Raw genomic sequence first — 18,946 nt, forward strand, 5'->3', positions numbered from 1 at the left:
CTCATGACCCTCGTCCCTCCCTGCTCCATCCTCATCCTCGCCGGCGGCCGCGGCCAGCGCATGGGCGAGCGGGACAAGGGGTTGCTGGAGTGGCGCGGCGAGCCGATGGTCGCCCATCTGCATCGCACCCTGCGCCCGCTGACCGACGACCTGATCATCTCCTGCAACCGCAATCTCGACCGCTACCGCCCCTATGCCGATACCCTGGTGCAGGATGCCGAAGGCGATTTCCCCGGCCCCTTCGCCGGTGTCCTCGCGGGCCTCGCGGTGGCACGGCACAACTGGTTGCTGGTGCTGGCCTGTGATGCACCGAAAGTCGATCGCCCCTTGCTGGAGTCGCTGCTGAAGCTGGCAACCGATGCGCATACGCCGGTAATGGTCCGCCAGGACGGCCACTGGCAACCCATGTTCAGCCTGATCCCGCGCGCACTTGCACCCACACTTTCAGCCGCCTGGGAAAGTGGCGAACGCAGTCTGTCGTGGGTGTTGCGCGGCGGGCCTTTGCTGGCCCTGGACTGTGCCGGGGACGATCCCCGACTGGCCAATTTCAATACGCCGGATTGCCTGGACGACGCCGCTTCAGCGCAATCGTGAGCGGATCTGTCGGCAGGTGTCGAGCATCTGCTGCATGTTGCCGGGCTCCAGGCCAAGCTTGCCGTTCATGCAATCGAGCAGTTGCGCGGCTTCTAGCTTGAGCGCCCTGCCCTTTTCGGTCAGCAGTACCTTGCGTCGACGGCGGTCGCCGGGGTCCAGGTAGACCGTGATGAAGCCGGCGTCGCTCAAGCGACGAATGATCGGCGTCAGGGTACCAAGGTCGAACAGGGTCACGGCACTCAGGGAACTGATGGACATGTCGTCCTCGCCCCACAGCCCGATCAGCACCAGCAATTGCGGGTAGGTCACGCCATGTCGGCGCAGCGGCTCGCCATAATCGCGAACCATGGCATTGGCCGTGGAGTACAGGGTGAAGCACAGCATTCTGTCGAAATCGAAGGTAGGTTCTTCCATAGGCGTCTCTCGTGCGGTGTTCATGCAGCCACCGCGGCTTGCTCGTAGCGTGCCCGGTTCCGCAGCAGAACCAGATCCACTGGCCTGCGACCCGTGCCGGGCATGGTTGTGGTGAGTGTTGCCCGCTTCCCGCGCGCCAGCCTCGGGCAGGCGCGGCACTCGCCCGGAAACAGGCGGTGCAGGGTCGTGGTCGGGAAGTGGGGGTACGGGCTGTTCATCCTTGATGTCCGGTGGCGATGCGACCCGGGATGCGGGGGGGCATACGATGCCGCGCGATGCTGTCCTTCGATGGCGCGGACAATGGCAGGCGTCCCGGGGCCTTGTCAGTGACTTCGCGGGCCAGATTAATGCGCAACGAGTCCATTACCGAAACACCCTTCATGGGTCGCCTCATTGGTTTGTGTAAAAAGTAAAGACGCAGTTGGTCGGAAATGTCTTGAAATGTGAACTGGATCCGATTTTTCCCAAGATTGCCCCATCCGAACGAATATAGCCAGTTGCCATTGCGGCGAATAAATGACGTCAAGAAACGGCGAAAGCCCGTCTGGGACGGGCTTTCGGGGTCATAGGGAATGACTCGGTGCGTTCAGCCCAGGCTATGCCAACTGCGCTTGTCCTTGGCTAGCAGATCGTCCGCTGCCGCCGGGCCATCTTCTCCGGCAGCGTAACTGTGCACCTCGCCAGCGTCTTTCCAGGCGTCGAGGAAGGGTTGCACCGCGCGCCAGCCGTTCTCGATATTGTCGGCACGCTGGAACAGGGTCTGGTCGCCGGTCAGGCAGTCGTAGATCAGGGTTTCGTAACCGGTGGCCGGCTGCATCCTGAAGAAGTCCTTGTAGGCGAAACCCAGGGCGATGGTTTCCATTTCCAGGGCAGGCCCAGGACGCTTGGCTTGCAGGTCGAACCACATGCCTTCGTTGGGCTGGATCTGGATTTTCAGGTAGTTGGGCTTGGGCCGTTCGGCATCGCTGTCGCGAAATTGCGCGTACGGTGCCGGCTTGAAACAGATGGCGATCTCGGTGTCGCGAACGCTCATGCGCTTGCCGGTACGCAAGTAGAACGGCACGCCTACCCAGCGCCAGTTGTCGATCATCACTTTCAGCGCCACGTAGGTTTCGGTCTGGCTGTCCGTCGCGACCCGCGGCTCCTGTCTATATCCCTTGAGCTTCCTGCGCCCTTGCTTGCCCTCGGTGTATTGACCGCGTACCGAGTTCTTCAAGGCCATGGCTTTGGACCAGGGACGAATTGCGCCAATGACCTTGGCCTTTTCGCTGCGCACCGCATCGGCGCCGAAGGCGGCCGGCGGCTCCATGGCCACCATCGCCAGCAACTGGAACAGGTGATTGGGCACCATGTCGCGCAAGGCTCCGGTGTGGTCGTAGAAGGCGCCGCGTTCTTCGACACCGACGGTTTCCGCCGCAGTGATCTGCACGTGATCGATGTAATGGTTGTTCCAGAATGCCTCGAACAGACCGTTGGAAAAACGGCTGACCAGGATGTTCTGCACCGTCTCCTTGCCCAGGTAGTGATCGATCCGGTAGATCTGCTTTTCGCTCATCACGCGCAGCAGGCTGGCGTTGAGCATCTCGGCGCTGGCGAGGTCGGAGCCGAACGGCTTTTCGATCACCACCCGGCGAAAACCCTCGGTTTCGCTGAGCAAGCCGGCGTCGCCGAGACGTTGAACCACATCGGTGAAAAACCGCGGCGCCGTGGCCAGGTAGAAGATCGCATTGCCGTTGCGCGACTTGCCGATCTGCTTGCCGATGGCCTGGTAGGTGGCCGCCTCGAGAAAATCTCCGGTCAGGTAGTCGATGCGCTTGGCCAGGCGCGCCCAGCGCTTCGGGTCGAAGCATTGCGCGCCTTCGCCGGAGCCCTTGTCGCGCTCGCGCATGAAGCCCTCCAGGCGCTGGACGAATTCGCTGGCGCTGGCCGGGTTGTGATCGACCCCGACGATGCGCAGGTTGTTGTCCAGCAGGCCGTCGCGACTCAGGTTGTACAAGGCCGGCATCAACAGGCGCTTGACCAGGTCGCCGCTGGCGCCGAACAGGAACAGGGTGCAGGGTGGCGCGGTTTCGACGTTGTACTGGTTCATTCAGGACGCTCGACATGGCCGCCGAAACCGAAGCGCATGGCCGACAACAGCTTGTCGCCATAGGTACCTTGCTGCTGGCGCGAGCGGAAACGGGCAAACAGTGCACTGCTCAGCACCGGCACCGGCACCGCCTGTTCGACGGCTGCATCGATGGTCCAGCGGCCCTCGCCACTGTCGGCCACGGCGCCGCTGTAATGCTCCAGGTGCGGGTCGGCCGCCAATGCGTCGGCGGTCAGGTCCAGCAGCCATGAGGTGACCACGCTGCCACGCCGCCAGACTTCGGCGATCTGCGCCAGGTCCAGCTCGTAGCGCTGGTCTGGCGGCAATTCCTCGCTGGCCTTGCTCCGCAGGATGTCGAAACCTTCGGCGTAGGCCTGCATCAAGCCGTACTCGATGCCATTGTGGATCATCTTGACGAAGTGCCCGGAACCGGCCGGGCCGGCATGGATATAGCCCTGCTCGGCGCGCCCCGGTTCGCCGCTGCGACCGCGGGTGCGAGGAATGCTGCCGATTCCCGGGGCCAGGCTGGCGAACAGCGGATCGAGGCGTTCGACCACTGCCTGCTCGCCGCCGATCATCATGCAATAGCCGCGCTCCAGGCCCCACACGCCACCCGAGGTGCCCACGTCGATGTAGTGCAGATGACGTTTTTTCAGCTCGCTGGCGCGGCGTATATCGTCCTTGTAGAAGCTGTTGCCACCATCGATCAGCACATCGCCGGCGTCCAGCAGGTCGGCCAGTTGCGCCAGGGTCTGCTCGGTCGGCTCGCCGGCGGGCAGCATTACCCAGATCGCCCTGGGCCTGGCCAGATGGCCGACCAGGGCTGGAAGATCATTCGCGCCCTGTGCGCCCTCGACCGCCAGCGCGTCGATCGCCGTCGGGTTGCGGTCGTTCACCACCACCTGGTGACCGTTGCGCATCAGCCGCCTTGCAATGTTGCCGCCCATGCGGCCCAGTCCCACGATTCCCAGTTGCATGTGCCGATGCTCCAGTCCGAGGCAGAAGTCCTCAAGGTTAGTCCAGCATGGGCGGCGATGGTTTCACGACGAACGGCGAGACAGCGGCCAATAAAAAAGTTCCCTTGGCGGAAAAAAGAATTCAGAATCCCGCCCCGTCAAGCGTCTACGCTTCAGTTGTGTGACAAGCCATTAGTGAGGTGCCCTATGCAAACCCTGATCTCGGCAGCCCCGCCCCAGACGCTCTACGTCTCGATCCGCCGTGACGAACTGCAGCGCCTGAAGCAGGAGCGCGACGCCCTCCAGGAACAGGTCGCGCAACTGAATCTTCTGTTACAACAGGCCAACACCCACAGCGCCGCGGCCACGCGCTAGGCGCAAATATTCCAAACATTTTTCCGATTTCCAGGGGCCCGGTGCGCCGCCAGACTGCGCGCCGGTGCTGACACACAGGGTGTCAGCCACATGCCGAGGCCCCTCGATGAAACGCGCCGTACTTGCCCTTCCCCTTCTCGCCTTGTTCGCCACCCAGGTTCACGCCGATGCTCCGATGTGCGCGAGTACCAGCGAGGCCGAGATCCTGGCCCTGTTCAACCAATGGAACGACAGCCTGCAAAGTGGCGACCCACGCCAGGTCGATGCGCTCTATGCGCCCGATGCCGTGCTGTTGCCCACCGTATCGGCGGTGCCGCGCCTCGATAGTGCGGCGCGCATCGATTACTTCGAGCACTTTCTCAATGACCAGCCCAAGGGCCGACTCGATACCCGGCATGTCCGGATCGCTTGCGACAGCGCCTTGCTCAGTGGCCTCTACACTTTCGACTTTGCCCGCACCGGTGCCCAGGTCGCTGCGCGCTATTCCTTCGCCTACACCTGGACCGGTGAGCGCTGGCTGATCAGCGCCCACCACTCCTCGGCCCTGCCAGCCAGTTGAAATCAGGCCAGCAGCACGCGGCCCCAGTACGCCGCACCTGCTGTCGCCAGCAACAACAGCATCCACGCTGACACGCGCGAAACCCACGCCCTGTAGCGTTGCGCCAGGGCGTGACGCATCAGGCCGATGTACAGGGCCAGTATCCCCAGGTCGACAAGCAGCCACAGCAAGGCCAGGAGGCCGATGCTGGTGCCGAAGGACCCGGTCACCGGAATGAACTGGGGAAACAGGGCAACGAAGAACAGGATGTCCTTGGGGTTGGAGATCCCGATCAGAAACCCCTGGCACCATCCATTGGCCTTCCGGGCAGGGCTTGACTCCCCCGCCCCGCAATCGCGCAGACCACTGAAGCCCAGCCAGCCGATGAACAGGCATCCCGCCAGGGCGCCCCACTGCAACAACTGCGGGCTCAACGCCAGGGCCCCCGCCAGTACGCCCGCCGCCGCCGCCACCAGCACCAGCGACGCCGCATTGGCGCCGAGCGCCGTACGAATTGCACTGGCGGTCCCGCTACGACTGGCCGCATCCACGACCAGCAGCACGACCGGCCCGGGTGTCGCGATCAACAGGACAATGGTGCCCAGATAAGCAATCAGCAAGGTGGTGTTCATCTCATATCCCGGATCCTTTGGTCGCGTGCATTCTGGTTAGTCGAAGGTCCCTTGAAAAACGCAAAATGCGCAGGCCTACTATGACTCCAGCTCATGATGGACTCTGTTCAGTGGCCGATCGCCTGCCTCCCCTCTACGCCCTGCGCGCCTTCGAAGTCGCGGCACGCTCCTGCTCCTTTACCCGTGCCGCCGACGAACTGGCCCTGACCCAGAGCGCGATCAGCCGGCATATCCGCAGCCTGGAAAGCCATCTCGGCTGTCGTCTGTTCGAACGCCAAGGGCCACGCTTGCGCCTGACCGATGTCGGGCAAAGCCTGGCAAGGCAGCTCAATGCCGGTTTCGGCCTGATCGAGCAAGCCTGCCAGCCGTTTCGCGACGGCGCCCGGCAACTGCGCCTCAAAGCTCCCTCGACACTGACCATGCACTGGTTGCTGGACTGCCTGGCGCTTTTTCGCCAGGAGCCGGAGCCGATCAGTGTGCAGCTCGCCAGTGTGTGGATGGATCAGGACAGCGTGGACTTTTCCGGCGAGCCCTACGATTGCGCGGTATTGCTGGGAGACGGCCGTTTCGGCGAACGGGTGAAATGCCGCTTGCTGTTCGAGGAGTGGCTGATTCCCATCTGTTCACCCTCTCTGCTGGGGGATCGGGCGTGGGACGCCGCGCATCTGGGCGAATCGCCGCTGGTGCATCCCTCGGCAGATCGACGTGACTGGCATCGCTGGCTGCAGGGCGCCGGCCTGGGCGCGCAGGTGCAGCTGGACCGCGGTATCTGTTTCGATACCCTGGACCAGGGCATGGGGGCGGCAATGGCCGGGCATGGCATATCGATCGGGGACCTGGCGCTAGTTGGCCGGCATGTACGCGACGGGCGCCTGGCGCTGCCGTTCAAGCAGGCGGTGGCAACCGGGGACGGCTATTACCTGGTGTGGCCGCAAGGCAGTGCCTGGGAGCCTGCAGTGCAGAGGCTGGGGGACTTTCTGCTGGAACACCGCCCGGAGTCGGCATCGGTACAAGAACCCGGGTAACATGCCCTCATGCAAATCGACCTCTTCACCCCAGCGCCAACAAGCGCACCGCAATGGCTCGGCCAGCAGGTCGCCCTGTTGCCGGGTTTCGCCCTTGACCGGGTCGAACTCCTGCTGCCTGCCTTGCGCCAGATCGTCCTCGCTGCCCCATTTCGCAACATGATCACGCCTGGCGGCCGGACCATCGCCGTGCGCGTAACCAACTGCGGCGAGCTGGGCTGGATCAGCGATCAGCGGGGCTACCGCTACAGCCCCGTAGACCCGCTCAGCGGCCAGCCCTGGCCAGCGCTGCCACCCGTATTCATCGACCTGGCCCAGGCCGCTGCGCAGGCAGCCGGCTTTGCCGATTTCATCCCGGACGCCTGCCTGATCAACAGCTACCTGCCAGGCAATCGCCTGACCCTGCACCAGGACCGCAATGAACGTGACTTCAGCCAGCCAATCGTTTCGGTATCCCTCGGCCTGCCCGCTACCTTTCTCCTCGGCGGTCATGAACGGGCCGAGCGCACCCAGAAAGTCGGCCTGCAACACGGCGATGTGCTGGTCTGGGGCGGTGAAGACCGCCTGCGCTTCCATGGAATCCTTCCACTGAAGGACGGCACTCACCCGGTGCTGGGGTCGCGCCGGATCAACTTCACTCTGCGCAAGGCCGGTTGATGACCATTCGCCCTGCCCGTCCCGACGATGCCGTGGTGCTTCCCGCCATAGAGCGCTCGGCGGCACAGTCGTTCGCTGCGATCGCCCACCTCGCCTGGCTGGCCAGCCATGAGGTGCTCGGCGTCGAGCAGCACCTGGCCTTTATCGCCAATGGCCTGCACTGGGTGGCGGTGGATGATGAGGATCGCCCCGAGGGCTTCCTGTGTGCGAGCGCGCAGGGGCACGCGCTTCATATCGAGGAACTGTCGGTTGCCCGAAGCAGCCAGGGACGAGGCTTGGGGCGTGAGCTGATCACGCACGTCCAGGATAAGGCCGCCGCCGCAGGCTTCCAGGCCTTGACCCTGACCACCTTTGCCGACGTGCCCTGGAATGCACCCTTCTATGCCCGGTTGGGCTTCGAACGCGTGGGCGCGCATCAAACCAGCGACTTTCTTCGCCAGCAGTTGCAGCATGAGCACGCGCTCGGGCTGCCGGGGCGCTGCGCCATGGTCAAGCGCCTGTAGCCGTTACGCCTGGGTAGATTGCTGCTGCGTCGCACGCAGTGCTTCGATGCCGGCTTGCAGGTCCTTCACCTGGCTGGCCAATTGCAGCCGTTCGGCGTCGACCTGTACCAGTTGCACCGCCTGATCCTGCATCTGCCGCTGCAATTCGTCCCGGGCGCCCTGGGACTGGGCCAGGTTGGCGCTCAGGGTGCGGGTTTCGAGCACCTGCTGTTCACACTGGTCCTTGAGCTGCTGGATTTCGCGCTGGATATGGCGCGCCTCCACCAGCAAGCGTTCGTTGTCACGGTTAAGCCGAGTGGTTTCGTCCTGCTTGACGATCAGCGTCTGCTGCAATTGGCGCAGCTCGACCTGCAACTGCTGCACCTGGGCTTCGTGGCGGCGCTGATCCTGCTCGCGTTGTTCGCGACTGGCGCTGCGGTAATGTTCAAGGGCATCACGCGCATGCTGATGCTTGTCTTCCAGCGAAGCGATCTGTTCGTCCTTGTCGGCCAGGCGCACGTTCAACTCGCCCACCGCCTGGCTTAGCGTGGCATTGCGCGTGTGCTCGCTCTGCAAGGTGCTGCGCGTGGTCGCCAGTTCGGCGGACTCGGCCGCCAGCGCCGCGCCCTGGATCTGCAACTGCTGCTGCGCCGCAGCCAGTGCCTGCTGGCTTTCCTGCAACTGCGCCTTGAGCGCTGTGGTTTCTACATCGAAAGATTTCTGCGCCTCATCGATCTTCGCATCGCTTTCTTCTTTGAGTTGCTCGGCCAGTTGGCGCACCAGCCCGCTGATGGACTCGCTCAGGTCCGGCACGCTGGTGGTGGCGGGCGGCTTCTGGATGTCCAGTTCCTTCAGGTACCGATGAATGGTGGTTTTCGAACCGGTATTTCCCAGTTCAATGCGCACCGCATCGATGCTCGGGTGCTCTCCCCGGGCAAGGATCGCCTGGCGAGCCTTGTGCACTACCGCCTTGTTGATACCACCACGCGCCATATTGCATTTTCCTGCGATTTCATAATGTGGTACGTATCATGTACTTACATACTAATTTGGTCAATTTGTAAATTATGAATTTTTCAAATTAAAGATCAAATAATCACGAATTATCAGATGTCAGAGTGTTTTTGGTCGTGCCGAAGCGCGCAAAGGGTGTACCTGCGTGTCCTGCAGCCCGTCCGGCGAGATGCGCTGTTTTTACAAGCGTCCACGCTCATCGCTGCACAACACTCGCGGCTCCCACTGCTCTGGAGCCGCGAAATGCGCTTTATCTACGCCCCGCTGTTTTTCTTCGTGTTCATCTGCGCCGCCGTGATCATCGTCACCATGAGCGGCGGCTTCGTCTGGCTGCTACCGCTGCTGCTGGTGGCGATCGGCATCAGCGCCTTCTGCGAATGGCGCTGGCCTTACCGCGACCGATGGAACCGCGACCATGGCGACCGCCTGCGCGACGTGCTCCATGCCAGCGTCAATGAATCCTTGAATGTCCTCAGCATCGCGGCGATTCCGCTGATCGCTCCCTGGCTCCCCGATCTCGGCATCTGGCCCACGCATTGGCCGCTGGGCCTGCAATTGCTGCTGGCGATCCCGATTGCCGATCTCGGCATCACCCTGGTCCATTACGCCAGCCATCGTTCGGCGCTGTTATGGCGGCTGCATGCAGTGCATCACAGCGTCGCCCGCATGTACGGCTTCAATGGCTTGATGAAACATCCGCTGCACCAGTTGCTGGAGGCCCTGGGCGGCACCCTGCCCCTGCTGCTCTGCGGCATGCCCCAGGACGTCACGGCACTGCTGGCGTTCAGCATTGCCATCCAGTTGCTGTTGCAGCACAGCAACGTGGACATGCGCCTGGGCGTGTTGCGTCATGTATTCGCCTGGGCGCCGCTGCATCGCCTGCATCATCTGAAATACGGCCATCATGGCGATGTGAATTTCGCCCTGTTCTTTGCGTTCTGGGATCGGCTGCTGGGGACGGCACTCTACCTGCCGGACTATGAGCTGGCGGACGACGACCTGGGCATCGGAGATCAGCCGGATTACCCGTCGGGCTACGCTGCACAGTTGCGTCAGCCGTTCAGCGCTACCCAGGCCAGCCATCCGCCGGCCGTGTTGCCGGCGGGCCTGCGCGATGCGCTAGCCGATTACGCGGAGCGTTAAGTGACGCAGGTTGCGATCAGCGCGGATACCGAAGTGCTGGCGAATGCTGCGGGAAAGATGGGCGGAGTCGGCGAAACCGGCGGTAGCCCCGGCATCGGTCAGGCTGTAGCCCGACAGCGCGAGTTGCAGGGCGAAGCGCAGGCGTTGCCAGAGCACCAGGCGACGTACCGACAAACCCAGTTCGCCGGTGAACAGGCGTTCCAGCTGGCTGAGGGACAGCGCCGCTTCCCGGGCGATCTCGGCGGCTGGCAACGCATCGGCATCAAGTTGGCGAATGCGCAGCAGGGCCTTGGCCAGGCGCGGCTGCAAGGGGCGGCGTGGCAACGTGGCTAGTGCTGCGATCAAACGTTCGGCGTCCGGCCCGGTTTGCCTACAGAGCTGACGCAATTCGGGCAGGTCGAAGGCCAGTGGCTCGGCGTAGAGGGTCAGGGTGGGCTGGCCGGTCGCAATGATTGCATGGGGCTGGCCCGAGGTGATGGACAGCACCGGGCCGCGCGCAGGGACACCGTCAATCAGGGCCTCGACTTCGCAGCTGCGGGCGATCAGCAGTTGGTGCGGGTAGTGGGCATGGACGCCGGTCTCGCCTGCGCTGCCGGCGATCAGGCAGTAGTCGGTGGCCAGCCAGAGCTGGCCTTGCCAGGGTTTGGGCATGGGGGCTCCATGGGTGGCTTGGTGGGCAGAGTAGCACTGGAGATCGTGCATTGGCTTTCAGGACCTCATCGCTGGCAAGCCAGCTCCCACAGTGTACTGAGCTGCGCCGCCACACCTCCCCCATGTCACGCACAGTCAAACCCGCTGACACGCAGGCTCAAGACTTGCCTACCGATCGTTAGCAACACTTCCCTCCATTGCTCCGCACGCCATACCGGCGGCGCAGAGCCCTTCACCTGTCCTCGCCGACAACCAGAACAACACCCGCCGTACACGAGATCGTGCCATGACTACGAAAATCGACTTCATCTACCTTTCCGAGCAGGACATGATCCGCGCCGGCGTTACCGATATGCCGGCCTGCGTCGACACCATGGAGGAAATGTTCGGGCTGCTGTATCGGGGCGATTACCGTATGGCCGGGCCGAACAACGATTCCCACGGGGCGATGATCACCTTCCCGGAGCATTCGCCCTTCCCGGACATGCCCAAGCCCACCGCCGACCGGCGCATGATGGCCATGCCTGCCTACCTCGGCGGCAACTTCCGCACCTCCGGCTGCAAATGGTATGGCTCGAACATCGCCAACCGCGAAAAGGGCCTGCCCCGTTCGATCCTGATGTTCACCCTCAACGATGCCGACAGCGGCGCGCCGCTGGCCTACATGTCGGCCAACCTGCTCTCGGCCTACCGCACCGGGGCGATCCCGGGCGTCGGCGCACGCCACCTGGCGCGCAAGGATTCCAGGGTCATCGGCCTGCTCGGCCCCGGCGTGATGGGCAAGACCACCGTCGCCGCGTTCATGGCCGCCTGCCCGCAGGTGGACACCATCAAGATCAAGGGCCGCGGCCAGCGCAGCCTTGACAGCTTCATCACCTGGGTCGAGCAGACCTACCCGCAGATCACCACCATTCGCATCGTCGACAGCCTGGAAGAGGTGGTGCGCGATTCCGACCTGGTCACCTACTGCAGCACCGGCGAAGTCGGCGACCCGAGCACCTACCCGCTGGTCCGCCGCGAGTGGGTCAAGCCCGGCGCCTTCCTGGCCATGCCGGCGCCGTGCAGCATCGATGCCGGCATGGAGCAGGACGACATCCGCAAGGTGGTGGACAACACCGGCCTGTACGAGGCCTGGTTCGAGGAACTGCCCAAGCCTGCACACAACCATGTGCCGCTGGTGGGCGTGCGCTTCATGGACATGATCGCCGAGGGCTCGCTGCAGGCCGGGCAAGTGGAAGACATCGGCAAGATCGTCGCCGGCGACGCCCCGGGCCGCCTGAATGACGAGGAAATCATCCTGATGTCGGTTGGCGGCATGCCGGTCGAGGACCTGGCCTGGGGCACCGTGGTGTACCGCAAGGCCGTGGAGCTTGGCATTGGCGTGAAGCTCAACCTGTGGGACGAACCGGTCCTGCGCTGATACCCCTTCCCTGATAACGAGGATTTCCCCATGACCCGCATCATCAAAGTCAAAAGCGGCTCCATCTTCGAGGAAAAGGCCAGCTACTCGCGGCTGGTTGCCGTCGATAACTGGATCCATGTGTCCAATACCGCCGGGCGCAACCCGGACACCAAGCTGATTCCGGAAGACGTGATCGAGCAGGCCGAACAGGTCTTCGACAACATCGAGCGGGCCCTGGCCGCAGTCGATGCGACCCTTGCCGACGTGGTCTGCTCCCGCGTGTTCATCCAGGACCCGGCCGACGTGCCCAGGGTCATGGACTACATCGGTACCCGGTTCCGCGGTATCGACCCGGCCTGCACCGCGACCTGCCCTCCCCTGGGCTCCACGGTCTACAAGGTGGAGCTGGAGGTCACCGCCTATCGCGGCGCCTCGCAAGCCGAAGTCGTGCAGATCAATCTCGGCCAGTAACGTCCTCTATAGAGCCTCGCCCATGTCGCCCAGCATCGACCCCGTACAAACCAGCCAGCAACTGCCCGCCGCTACCGGCGTGGTGATCATCGGCGCCGGCATCATCGGCCTGACCGCCGCCCTGACCCTCGCCGAGCGCGGAATCCCGGTAGTGGTCGTGGAAAAAGGCCGGATCGCCGGCGAGCAGTCGTCGCGCAACCTCGGCTGGGTGCGCAAGACCAGCCGCCATGCCGATGACATCCCGCTGGCCCTGGCCGCAGATCGCCTGTGGACAGGGATGCCGGAACGGGTCGGTGCCGACGTGGGCTACCGTCAAGCCGGCATCATGTTCATCGCGCGCAACGAGGCGCAGATGGCCATGCATGCCAACTGGCTGAAGACCGTCGCGCACCTGGATCTCGACAGCCGCCTGCTCGGCAGTCGGGAAATCGCCGAGATGGTGCCTGGCGGCAAGGGCAACTGGGCCGGCGGGATCTTCACCGCGTCCGACGCCCGCGCCGAACCGACCCTGGCCTCCAGCGCCATCGCCAGGGCGGCGATGGCCAAGGGCGCGGTCATCGTCGAGCACTGTGCGGTGCGCAGCCTGGTCACCTCGGCCGGCAGGGTCAGCGGTGTGCTGACCGAGCGCGGCGAAATCCGTTGCGACCAGGTTTTGCTGGCCGGTGGCCTATGGTCGCGGCGTTTTCTCGGCAACCATGGCGTAGACCTGCCGACCTTGCCGTTGACCTGCTCGGTGCTGCGTACCGAACCTATGGAAGGCCCCACCGGGATCGCCGTCGGCGCCCCGGACTTCTCCTTCCGCAAGCACAAGGACGGTGGATTCATCATCACCCAACGCGGCAAGCTGGACGCCTTCCTCACCCTCGACCACCTGCTGCTGGGCCGGCGCTACCTGCCACAGCTCAAGGCCCAGCGCGATTTCCTGAAGATTTCCCTGGGCAAGTATTTCCTCGATGACCTGAAGCTGGCCCGACACTGGAAAGCTGGCGAGGTCAGCCCTTTCGAAAAGGTCCGGGTGCAGGATCCGGCGGCCAATGAAACGCTCAATGGCGATGCCCTGCGCAACCTGCGCGCCGCCTGGCCGGTGTTCGAACAGGCGCGGGTCGCCCAGAGCTGGGCCGGCACCATCGATGTCACCCCGGATTCAAATCCGGTGATCGGCCCGGTCACGGCCATTCCCGGCCTGACCCTGGCCACCGGTTTCTCAGGCCATGGTTTCGGTACTTCGCCCGCTGCGGGCCATCTTGCGGCCGACCTGGTGTCCGGAAATACCCCGATCATCGATCCGGCGCCCTACCGCTTCGAGCGCCTGGCCTGAGTGTTCACGCCGTGCCCTAGGGAATAGCGCTAGGGCCCTGGCGTAAGGGGCTGAATCGAATCACTCATTTGAAACATTCATTCATCAATAAGGGGTAACCTTGGGGAACGATGTCTAACTGACATCATCGAAGAAAGGCGCCAGCGCATCGGTCCGTCACGACAAGGTCCGACGCTGCGTGACCTGGCGGTCGTCCGGTGACTGCCAGCTTTTTCCCAAGGAGTACCCATGCAGTTCAGGCAAATGAAAATCGGCAAGCGGGCCGCCAGCATGTTCACCCTGCTCGGCCTGTTGGTTCTGGCCCTCGGCCTGGTGTCGTTGTACGAGACCCGGCAGATGGACAAGGCCTCTTCGGAGATCCGCGAAACCTGGCTGCCCTCGGTGGTCGCCATGGGCCAGGTCGGCACCGACCTGAACCGTATCCGCGCCATCACCATGCGCAGCCTGCTCGAAGACCAGCCGCAGATCCGCGCGGCGACCCTCCAGCGCGCCGAGCAGCTCAACCAGGCCTTGCAAAAGCCGCTGGACGACTATGAAAAGACCATTTTCGAAGCTAGGGATCGCACGCTGTTCGATACCTTCATGAGCGCCCGCGAGCGCTACAACAGCATCCAGGCCAGCGTGACCGATGCGGTGATCAACAACCGCATGGACAATGCCCGGCAATTGATCAACGGCCCCTTGGCCGACGCCACCGACGCCATGCAAGGCAGCCTGCGCGAACTGGTCAAATACAACGTCGACGGTGCCGATCAGGCAGCCCAACGCAGCGCCGATGCCGCCGAGGAATCCTTCCTGCTGATCACCCTGGTCCTGGTGGTGATCATGCTCGCCCTGGCCGCCATCGCCACCTTGCTGACGCGCAGCATCGTCGTGCCCCTGGCCGACGCCGTGGCTGTGGCCGAACGGGTCGCGACCGGCGACCTGACCAAGGACATCCAGGTCGTGGGCAAGGACGAGCCGGCGCTGCTGCTGGGTGCCCTGGGCCGCATGCAAACCAGCCTGCGCTCGACCCTGGCACGCATCAGCGCCTCATCCGACCAACTCGCGTCGGCCTCGGAAGAGCTGCATTCGGTTACCGAGGACACCAGCCGTGGCCTGCATCAACAGAGCGCGGAAATCGAACAGGCCGCCACTGCGGTCAACCAGATGACCGCCGCCGTGGAGGAAGTGGCGAACAATGCGGTGAGCACCGCCGATGCGTCCAAGGGCGCCGACCAGACCACCCGCGACGGGCGCGACCAGGTCAACCAGGCCTTGCAATCGATCCGCGCACTGGTCAGCGAAGTGACCAGCACGGCGGGCGACATCGAACAACTGGCGGCCAGCGCCAATGAAATCAGCCGGGTGCTGGATGTGATCGGTTCCATTGCCGGGCAAACCAATCTGCTCGCCCTCAACGCCGCCATCGAGGCTGCCCGCGCCGGCGAAGCAGGCCGCGGCTTCGCCGTGGTCGCGGATGAGGTACGAGCGTTGGCGCACCGCACCCAGGAGTCCACCGGCGAGATCGAACAGATGATCGCCGACATCCAAAGCGGCACCGAACGTGCGGTCGGTGCCATGCGCAGCAGTCAGGGACGAGCCAGTGGCACCCTGGACATCGCCCAGGCCGCCGGCGAGGCACTGGAACTGATCGCCGAGGCCATCGCCTCGATCAACCAGCGCAACCTGGTGATCGCCAGCGCGTCCGAGGAACAGGCCCAGGTGGCCCGGGAAGTGGACCGCAACCTGGTCAATATCCGCGACCTGTCGATGCAAACCTCGGCCGGGGCCAACCAGACCAGTGCCGCAGCACAGGACCTGTCGCGGCTGGCGGTGGAACTGAACGCGATGGTGGCGCAGTTCAAGGTCTGAAGGTTGACGTCCAACCCTGTGGGAGCTGGCTTGCCAGCGATGAGGCCAGACCTGACAACATACTGGTCAATGCCGGCCAAATCGCTGGCAAGCCAGCTCCCACAAGGTTCCTCGGTGCATTCACTATCCGATTTCGGCAAACCCTGCTTCCGGTAACCGGCGACGGAGCAAAACTTGCTTCATCAGCACTTTCCCGCAAAACGGTTACCGAAATGCCCAGCAGCGTTCTGCACCACCAGACCCTGGATATCGAGGAGCACGCCAAGCGTCTGGCCGGTTGGCAGTTGCGCTATGACCAGCTCACCCCCGGGCGTTTCGCCGGCCAACTGAGCGAGCTGCGCCTGGACCGTATGCAACTGGTCCGCGACCGGGCCAACCAGGCCATGGTCAAGAACGGCTCGACCTGGCCCGGAGCGGTCAGTTTCAGCATGCCCCTCGATGCCCACTCCGGAGATTTCCACTGCGCCGGCCATGCCATCAGCGGCCAGAACCTGCTGGTGGCACGCGGACAGAACCTGCCCGAACTGCGTGCCCCGGCCGGGCTCGACCTGCTCAGCGTCAGCATCGACGAAACGCTGCTTGAACAGACGCTGCACCAGCAACGGCACAGCTTCGACCTGGATGCCCTGCCACGCTGCTACCGCCTGCAGGAAGGTGGCAGCCAGACGGGCCTTATCGAGCTGTTCCAGGGGCTGTTCGCCGAAAACGCCCTGCAGGCGTCATTGCTGGGGCACCAGGCCATCCGCGACGGCATCCGCGATACCGTGCTGATGCACCTGCTCGACCTCGTCGACCAGGACGCTGTCCAGCCCCTGCCGCCGAGCGCCCGCAAGCGCATGGTCGACCGCGCCCGCGAGGTGCTGCTGGCCACGCCGGACAATCCACCCTCCATCGTCGAACTGTGCAACCGTATCGGCGCCAGCCGGCGCAAACTGCAGTACTGCTTCCAGGAAACCCTCGGTATCAATCCCCTCGCCTATCTGCGCGCCCTGCGCCTCAATGCCGTGCACCGCGCCCTGCTCGAAGACCACCCTGCACCGGTACAGGACGTCGCTGCCCACTGGGGTTTCTGGCACCTGAGCCGCTTCGCCAGCGACTATCGCCAGTTGTTCGGCGAGCTGCCTTCGGAAACCCGCCGGCGCAACCGCGGTTGTGCCGATTCCGGATAACCCGCCAGCGGTCCCCGGCCCCAGCATCGAGGCACAACAACGCCAACGACCGGGGATCATCATGTTCACCAGACCGACCACAGCGCTGCTCGCGCTGTGCCTTAGCAGCAGCGCCATGGCCGTGGAAAACGGCTCGCCCACCACACCCAATGGTGTCTACGACTTCGGCGCCGGCTTCACGCCACCACCCACTCCGACAGGCACCTTCGGCCTGCGTACCGCCTTCTACTCCGCCAATCGCCTGATGGATGGCGACGGCCACAAGGCGCCCGTGGACTTCTCCATCGACGTGCTGTCGATCGGGGCCTTCTACGGCCGCATGACCGAGCATGAACTGTTCGGCGCCCGCTACGGCTTCGCCGCCGTAATGCCGTTCTTCAGCATGAGCGCCTCGCTGGACGTACCGACGCCTTTCGGCACCTTGTCCCGGGACGCCCGGGTGTTCCGCCAGGCCGACGCCCAGTTGATTCCGCTGATCCTGCAATGGACCCCGGCGCCGAACCTGGGCATCAACGCGCAACTGCAGATCCAGGCGCCGACGGGCGACTACGACAAGGATCGCTTGGTCTCCCCGGGCCTTAACCACTGGACCTTCTCGCCGATCCTCAATGCCACCTGGATCAGTCCGACCGGCCTGGAGCTGTCGTCGAGCTTCGAGGTGGACATCAACACCCGCAACCACGCGACCGACTACCGCAACGGCGTCGAGTACCGTCATGAGTTCGCCGTCGGTCAGCACGTCGGCCCCTGGACCCTGGGCATCGGCGGCTACTACTACCGCCAGTTGAGCGACGACGATGCGCCAAATCTCACCGGTGGCAACCGCGCCCGGGTGCTGGCCGTGGGGCCGGCAATCGGGTGGTTCAAGCCGGGGATGCCGCCGGTCTGGTTGCATGCCTACAAGGAATTCGACGCGGTCAACCGCGCCGAGGGCTACACCGTCGCCCTGCGCTTAGCCCACAGTTTCTGAGGATCCGACCATGCATGCACACATCCCCCGGGTGGGCCGCGAAGGCACCGTACTGGTACTCGGCAGCAGCCTGACGATCATGGGCGCGGTGATGGTCGCGCCGATCCTGCCACGGCTGGCGGCCGAATTCGGGCCGGTCACGGCCCATGCCGAAGCCCTGGTTCCGCTGGCAATCACCGGCCCGGCGCTGGCCATCGCCCTGTGCGCGCCTTTGGCCGGCTGGATTGCCGACCGGGTCGGGCGCAAAGCCCTGTTGATCGTCGCCACCGTGCTCTATGCATTGTTCGGCGTCTTGCCGGCGCTGCTTGACGACCTGCCTTCCATCGTCGCCAGCCGCCTGCTGTTCGGGTGTGCCGAGGCGGCGATCATGACCTGCTGCGCCGCCTTGATCGCCGATTACTGGAAGGGTGAACAGCGCCTGCGCATGATCAACTACCAGGTGGTCAGCATCGGCCTGGTCGGCGCGCTGTTCTTCGTGATCGGCGGCGCGGCGGGCGAGCATGGCTGGCGCACGCCCTTCTATCTCTACCTGCTGCCGCTGCTGCTGGTCCCGGCGATGCTGCGCTGGTTGTGGGAGCCGCAGCGACAGGCGCACGCCGGGCCGGACGATCCGGCGCGCAGCGCCATCCCCAGCATAGCCCTGGGCTACCTGCTGATCTTTTTCGGCATGGCGCTGAACTTCATCGTACCGGTGCAGGCACCAGCCTTGCTGGTGAGCATCGGCGTCAACTCCAGCACCCTGATCGGCCTGGCTGCCGGGCTGGGGCTGCTGGCCAGCCTGGCCGGTTCGCTGCTGTGGCCGCTGGTGCGCAGCTACCTGGGCATTCGCGGCGGCAATGCCCTGCTACTCGTCCTGCTGGCCGCCGGCCTGTGGTGGCTGGGCGCTGCACGCAGTTACGCCGACGTGCTCTGGGCCGTGCTGATCCACGGGGTCGGTGCTGGCCTGCTGGTGCCCAATGCCATGGCGCCGGTAATGAACGCCCTCAGCGCTCGAGCCCGGGGCCGCGGCCTTGGCGGCTTCACCGCCTGCCTTTATCTGGGCCAGTTCGCCAGTCCGCTGCTGGTCATGGCCCTCGGTGCCGATCTGCGCGGCGCCCTTCACTGGCTGGCCTTCGCCAGTCTTGCCGGCGCCCTGGCCTGGGGCCTTGGCGCAACCCTGACCCGCTCCGACGCTTCCTCAACTGCCCAATGA

At 64.3% G+C, this 18,946-nt stretch carries 19 protein-coding genes and 1 pseudogene; 14 read left to right on the forward strand and 6 right to left on the reverse strand.

Annotated elements, in window-relative coordinates; translation table 11 throughout:
* The first annotated feature begins 3 nt into the window (after positions 1-3).
* Positions 4-594 carry a molybdenum cofactor guanylyltransferase MobA gene (gene mobA, locus N7650_RS06135; protein WP_279897424.1) on the forward strand — a complete coding sequence of 197 codons (591 nt, stop codon included), beginning with the start codon at positions 4-6 and terminating at the stop codon, positions 592-594.
* On the opposite strand, the gene N7650_RS06140 is transcribed toward mobA, so the two are convergent.
* The 3 genes and pseudogenes from N7650_RS06140 to gnd form a co-directional block, all read right to left on the reverse strand.
* Positions 580-1,008: a MarR family transcriptional regulator gene (locus N7650_RS06140; protein ID WP_009408122.1), complete on the reverse strand. Its 429-nt coding sequence runs from the start codon at positions 1,006-1,008 to the stop codon at positions 580-582. The genes mobA and N7650_RS06140 overlap by 15 nt on opposite strands.
* A gap of 586 nt (positions 1,009-1,594) precedes the next feature.
* Positions 1,595-3,097 carry a glucose-6-phosphate dehydrogenase gene (gene zwf / locus N7650_RS06145; protein ID WP_009408120.1) on the reverse strand — a complete coding sequence of 501 codons (1,503 nt, stop codon included), beginning with the start codon at positions 3,095-3,097 and terminating at the stop codon, positions 1,595-1,597.
* Positions 3,094-4,107: pseudogene (gene gnd, locus N7650_RS06150) on the reverse strand (phosphogluconate dehydrogenase (NAD(+)-dependent, decarboxylating)); the annotation flags it as partial. The gene zwf and the pseudogene gnd, both read right to left, overlap by 4 nt.
* A gap of 153 nt (positions 4,108-4,260) precedes the next feature.
* Between gnd and N7650_RS06155 the strand changes: the two are divergent.
* Positions 4,261-4,428, forward strand: coding sequence for a DUF6026 family protein (locus tag N7650_RS06155; RefSeq protein WP_009408116.1), 168 nt, complete (start codon positions 4,261-4,263; stop codon positions 4,426-4,428).
* A 106-nt stretch (positions 4,429-4,534) separates the two neighbouring features.
* A complete protein-coding gene (locus tag N7650_RS06160) occupies positions 4,535-4,987 on the forward strand; it encodes an SgcJ/EcaC family oxidoreductase (protein WP_009408114.1) in 453 nt (150 codons plus the stop codon).
* A 2-nt stretch (positions 4,988-4,989) separates the two neighbouring features.
* Here the strand turns inward: N7650_RS06160 and N7650_RS06165 are convergent, their stop codons facing one another.
* Positions 4,990-5,598 carry a LysE family translocator gene (locus tag N7650_RS06165; protein WP_009408112.1) on the reverse strand — a complete coding sequence of 203 codons (609 nt, stop codon included), beginning with the start codon at positions 5,596-5,598 and terminating at the stop codon, positions 4,990-4,992.
* A gap of 110 nt (positions 5,599-5,708) precedes the next feature.
* On the opposite strand from N7650_RS06165, the gene N7650_RS06170 reads away from it, so the two are divergent.
* From N7650_RS06170 to N7650_RS06180, 3 genes are read left to right on the forward strand one after another with little or no spacing between them, the layout of a single operon-like run.
* Entirely contained in the window at positions 5,709-6,623 is a 915-nt protein-coding gene (locus N7650_RS06170) for a LysR substrate-binding domain-containing protein (RefSeq protein WP_279897427.1), read from the forward strand.
* 9 nt (positions 6,624-6,632) lie between these two features.
* Positions 6,633-7,280: a DNA oxidative demethylase AlkB gene (alkB, locus tag N7650_RS06175; RefSeq protein ID WP_279897428.1), complete on the forward strand. Its 648-nt coding sequence runs from the start codon at positions 6,633-6,635 to the stop codon at positions 7,278-7,280.
* Complete coding sequence (locus N7650_RS06180; protein ID WP_279897429.1) at positions 7,280-7,783, forward strand: GNAT family N-acetyltransferase; 504 nt, start codon at positions 7,280-7,282, stop codon at positions 7,781-7,783. Before alkB ends, N7650_RS06180 begins: the two co-directional genes overlap by 1 nt.
* Positions 7,784-7,786: 3 nt before the next feature.
* Here N7650_RS06180 and N7650_RS06185 read toward each other — a convergent pair whose 3' ends face one another.
* Positions 7,787-8,755, reverse strand: coding sequence for a DNA-binding protein (locus tag N7650_RS06185; RefSeq protein ID WP_009408103.1), 969 nt, complete (start codon positions 8,753-8,755; stop codon positions 7,787-7,789).
* A gap of 264 nt (positions 8,756-9,019) precedes the next feature.
* Here N7650_RS06185 and N7650_RS06190 point away from each other — a divergent pair, with 264 nt between their 5' ends.
* Positions 9,020-9,919 carry a sterol desaturase family protein gene (locus tag N7650_RS06190; protein WP_279897431.1) on the forward strand — a complete coding sequence of 300 codons (900 nt, stop codon included), beginning with the start codon at positions 9,020-9,022 and terminating at the stop codon, positions 9,917-9,919.
* Here the strand turns inward: N7650_RS06190 and N7650_RS06195 are convergent.
* Positions 9,896-10,570 (reverse strand): AraC family transcriptional regulator, encoded by a 675-nt coding sequence (locus tag N7650_RS06195; protein ID WP_009408099.1) that lies wholly within the window; start codon positions 10,568-10,570, stop codon positions 9,896-9,898. The genes N7650_RS06190 and N7650_RS06195 overlap by 24 nt on opposite strands.
* Before the next feature lie 286 nt (positions 10,571-10,856).
* On the opposite strand from N7650_RS06195, the gene N7650_RS06200 reads away from it, so the two are divergent.
* The 7 genes from N7650_RS06200 to N7650_RS06230 all read left to right on the forward strand — a co-directional run bounded on the left by N7650_RS06200 (position 10,857) and on the right by N7650_RS06230 (position 18,946).
* Positions 10,857-11,990: a tyramine oxidase subunit B gene (locus tag N7650_RS06200; RefSeq protein WP_009408097.1), complete on the forward strand. Its 1,134-nt coding sequence runs from the start codon at positions 10,857-10,859 to the stop codon at positions 11,988-11,990.
* A 30-nt stretch (positions 11,991-12,020) separates the two neighbouring features.
* Entirely contained in the window at positions 12,021-12,443 is a 423-nt protein-coding gene (locus N7650_RS06205) for a RidA family protein (RefSeq protein WP_064304533.1), read from the forward strand.
* Positions 12,444-12,465: 22 nt separating this feature from the next.
* On the forward strand, positions 12,466-13,761 hold the full coding sequence (locus N7650_RS06210; RefSeq protein ID WP_279897435.1) for an FAD-binding oxidoreductase: 1,296 nt from the start codon (positions 12,466-12,468) through the stop codon (positions 13,759-13,761).
* 228 nt (positions 13,762-13,989) lie between these two features.
* Complete coding sequence (locus N7650_RS06215; RefSeq protein WP_279897436.1) at positions 13,990-15,615, forward strand: methyl-accepting chemotaxis protein; 1,626 nt, start codon at positions 13,990-13,992, stop codon at positions 15,613-15,615.
* Positions 15,616-15,827: 212 nt separating this feature from the next.
* Positions 15,828-16,784 carry a helix-turn-helix domain-containing protein gene (locus N7650_RS06220; protein ID WP_279897437.1) on the forward strand — a complete coding sequence of 319 codons (957 nt, stop codon included), beginning with the start codon at positions 15,828-15,830 and terminating at the stop codon, positions 16,782-16,784.
* 61 nt (positions 16,785-16,845) lie between these two features.
* Positions 16,846-17,754, forward strand: coding sequence for a transporter (locus N7650_RS06225; protein ID WP_279897438.1), 909 nt, complete (start codon positions 16,846-16,848; stop codon positions 17,752-17,754).
* A 10-nt stretch (positions 17,755-17,764) separates the two neighbouring features.
* Complete coding sequence (locus tag N7650_RS06230) at positions 17,765-18,946, forward strand: MFS transporter (protein WP_279897440.1); 1,182 nt, start codon at positions 17,765-17,767, stop codon at positions 18,944-18,946.

This window comes from Pseudomonas sp. GD04058 (genome assembly GCF_029836855.1).
GTDB lineage: Bacteria > Pseudomonadota > Gammaproteobacteria > Pseudomonadales > Pseudomonadaceae > Aquipseudomonas > Aquipseudomonas bharatica.

Excerpts from the sequence above, each read along its gene's own strand:
- mobA (WP_279897424.1), top strand. The coding sequence starts at position 4 with ATGACCCTCGTCCCTCCCTGCTCCATCCTCATCCTCGCCGGCGGCCGC.
- N7650_RS06140 (WP_009408122.1), bottom strand. The coding sequence starts at position 1,008 with ATGGAAGAACCTACCTTCGATTTCGACAGAATGCTGTGCTTCACCCTG.
- zwf (WP_009408120.1), bottom strand. The coding sequence starts at position 3,097 with ATGAACCAGTACAACGTCGAAACCGCGCCACCCTGCACCCTGTTCCTG.
- N7650_RS06155 (WP_009408116.1), top strand. The coding sequence starts at position 4,261 with ATGCAAACCCTGATCTCGGCAGCCCCGCCCCAGACGCTCTACGTCTCG.
- N7650_RS06160 (WP_009408114.1), top strand. The coding sequence starts at position 4,535 with ATGAAACGCGCCGTACTTGCCCTTCCCCTTCTCGCCTTGTTCGCCACC.
- N7650_RS06165 (WP_009408112.1), bottom strand. The coding sequence starts at position 5,598 with ATGAACACCACCTTGCTGATTGCTTATCTGGGCACCATTGTCCTGTTG.
- alkB (WP_279897428.1), top strand. The coding sequence starts at position 6,633 with ATGCAAATCGACCTCTTCACCCCAGCGCCAACAAGCGCACCGCAATGG.
- N7650_RS06180 (WP_279897429.1), top strand. The coding sequence starts at position 7,280 with ATGACCATTCGCCCTGCCCGTCCCGACGATGCCGTGGTGCTTCCCGCC.
- N7650_RS06185 (WP_009408103.1), bottom strand. The coding sequence starts at position 8,755 with ATGGCGCGTGGTGGTATCAACAAGGCGGTAGTGCACAAGGCTCGCCAG.
- N7650_RS06190 (WP_279897431.1), top strand. The coding sequence starts at position 9,020 with ATGCGCTTTATCTACGCCCCGCTGTTTTTCTTCGTGTTCATCTGCGCC.
- N7650_RS06195 (WP_009408099.1), bottom strand. The coding sequence starts at position 10,570 with ATGCCCAAACCCTGGCAAGGCCAGCTCTGGCTGGCCACCGACTACTGC.
- N7650_RS06200 (WP_009408097.1), top strand. The coding sequence starts at position 10,857 with ATGACTACGAAAATCGACTTCATCTACCTTTCCGAGCAGGACATGATC.
- N7650_RS06205 (WP_064304533.1), top strand. The coding sequence starts at position 12,021 with ATGACCCGCATCATCAAAGTCAAAAGCGGCTCCATCTTCGAGGAAAAG.
- N7650_RS06210 (WP_279897435.1), top strand. The coding sequence starts at position 12,466 with ATGTCGCCCAGCATCGACCCCGTACAAACCAGCCAGCAACTGCCCGCC.
- N7650_RS06215 (WP_279897436.1), top strand. The coding sequence starts at position 13,990 with ATGCAGTTCAGGCAAATGAAAATCGGCAAGCGGGCCGCCAGCATGTTC.
- N7650_RS06220 (WP_279897437.1), top strand. The coding sequence starts at position 15,828 with ATGCCCAGCAGCGTTCTGCACCACCAGACCCTGGATATCGAGGAGCAC.
- N7650_RS06225 (WP_279897438.1), top strand. The coding sequence starts at position 16,846 with ATGTTCACCAGACCGACCACAGCGCTGCTCGCGCTGTGCCTTAGCAGC.
- N7650_RS06230 (WP_279897440.1), top strand. The coding sequence starts at position 17,765 with ATGCATGCACACATCCCCCGGGTGGGCCGCGAAGGCACCGTACTGGTA.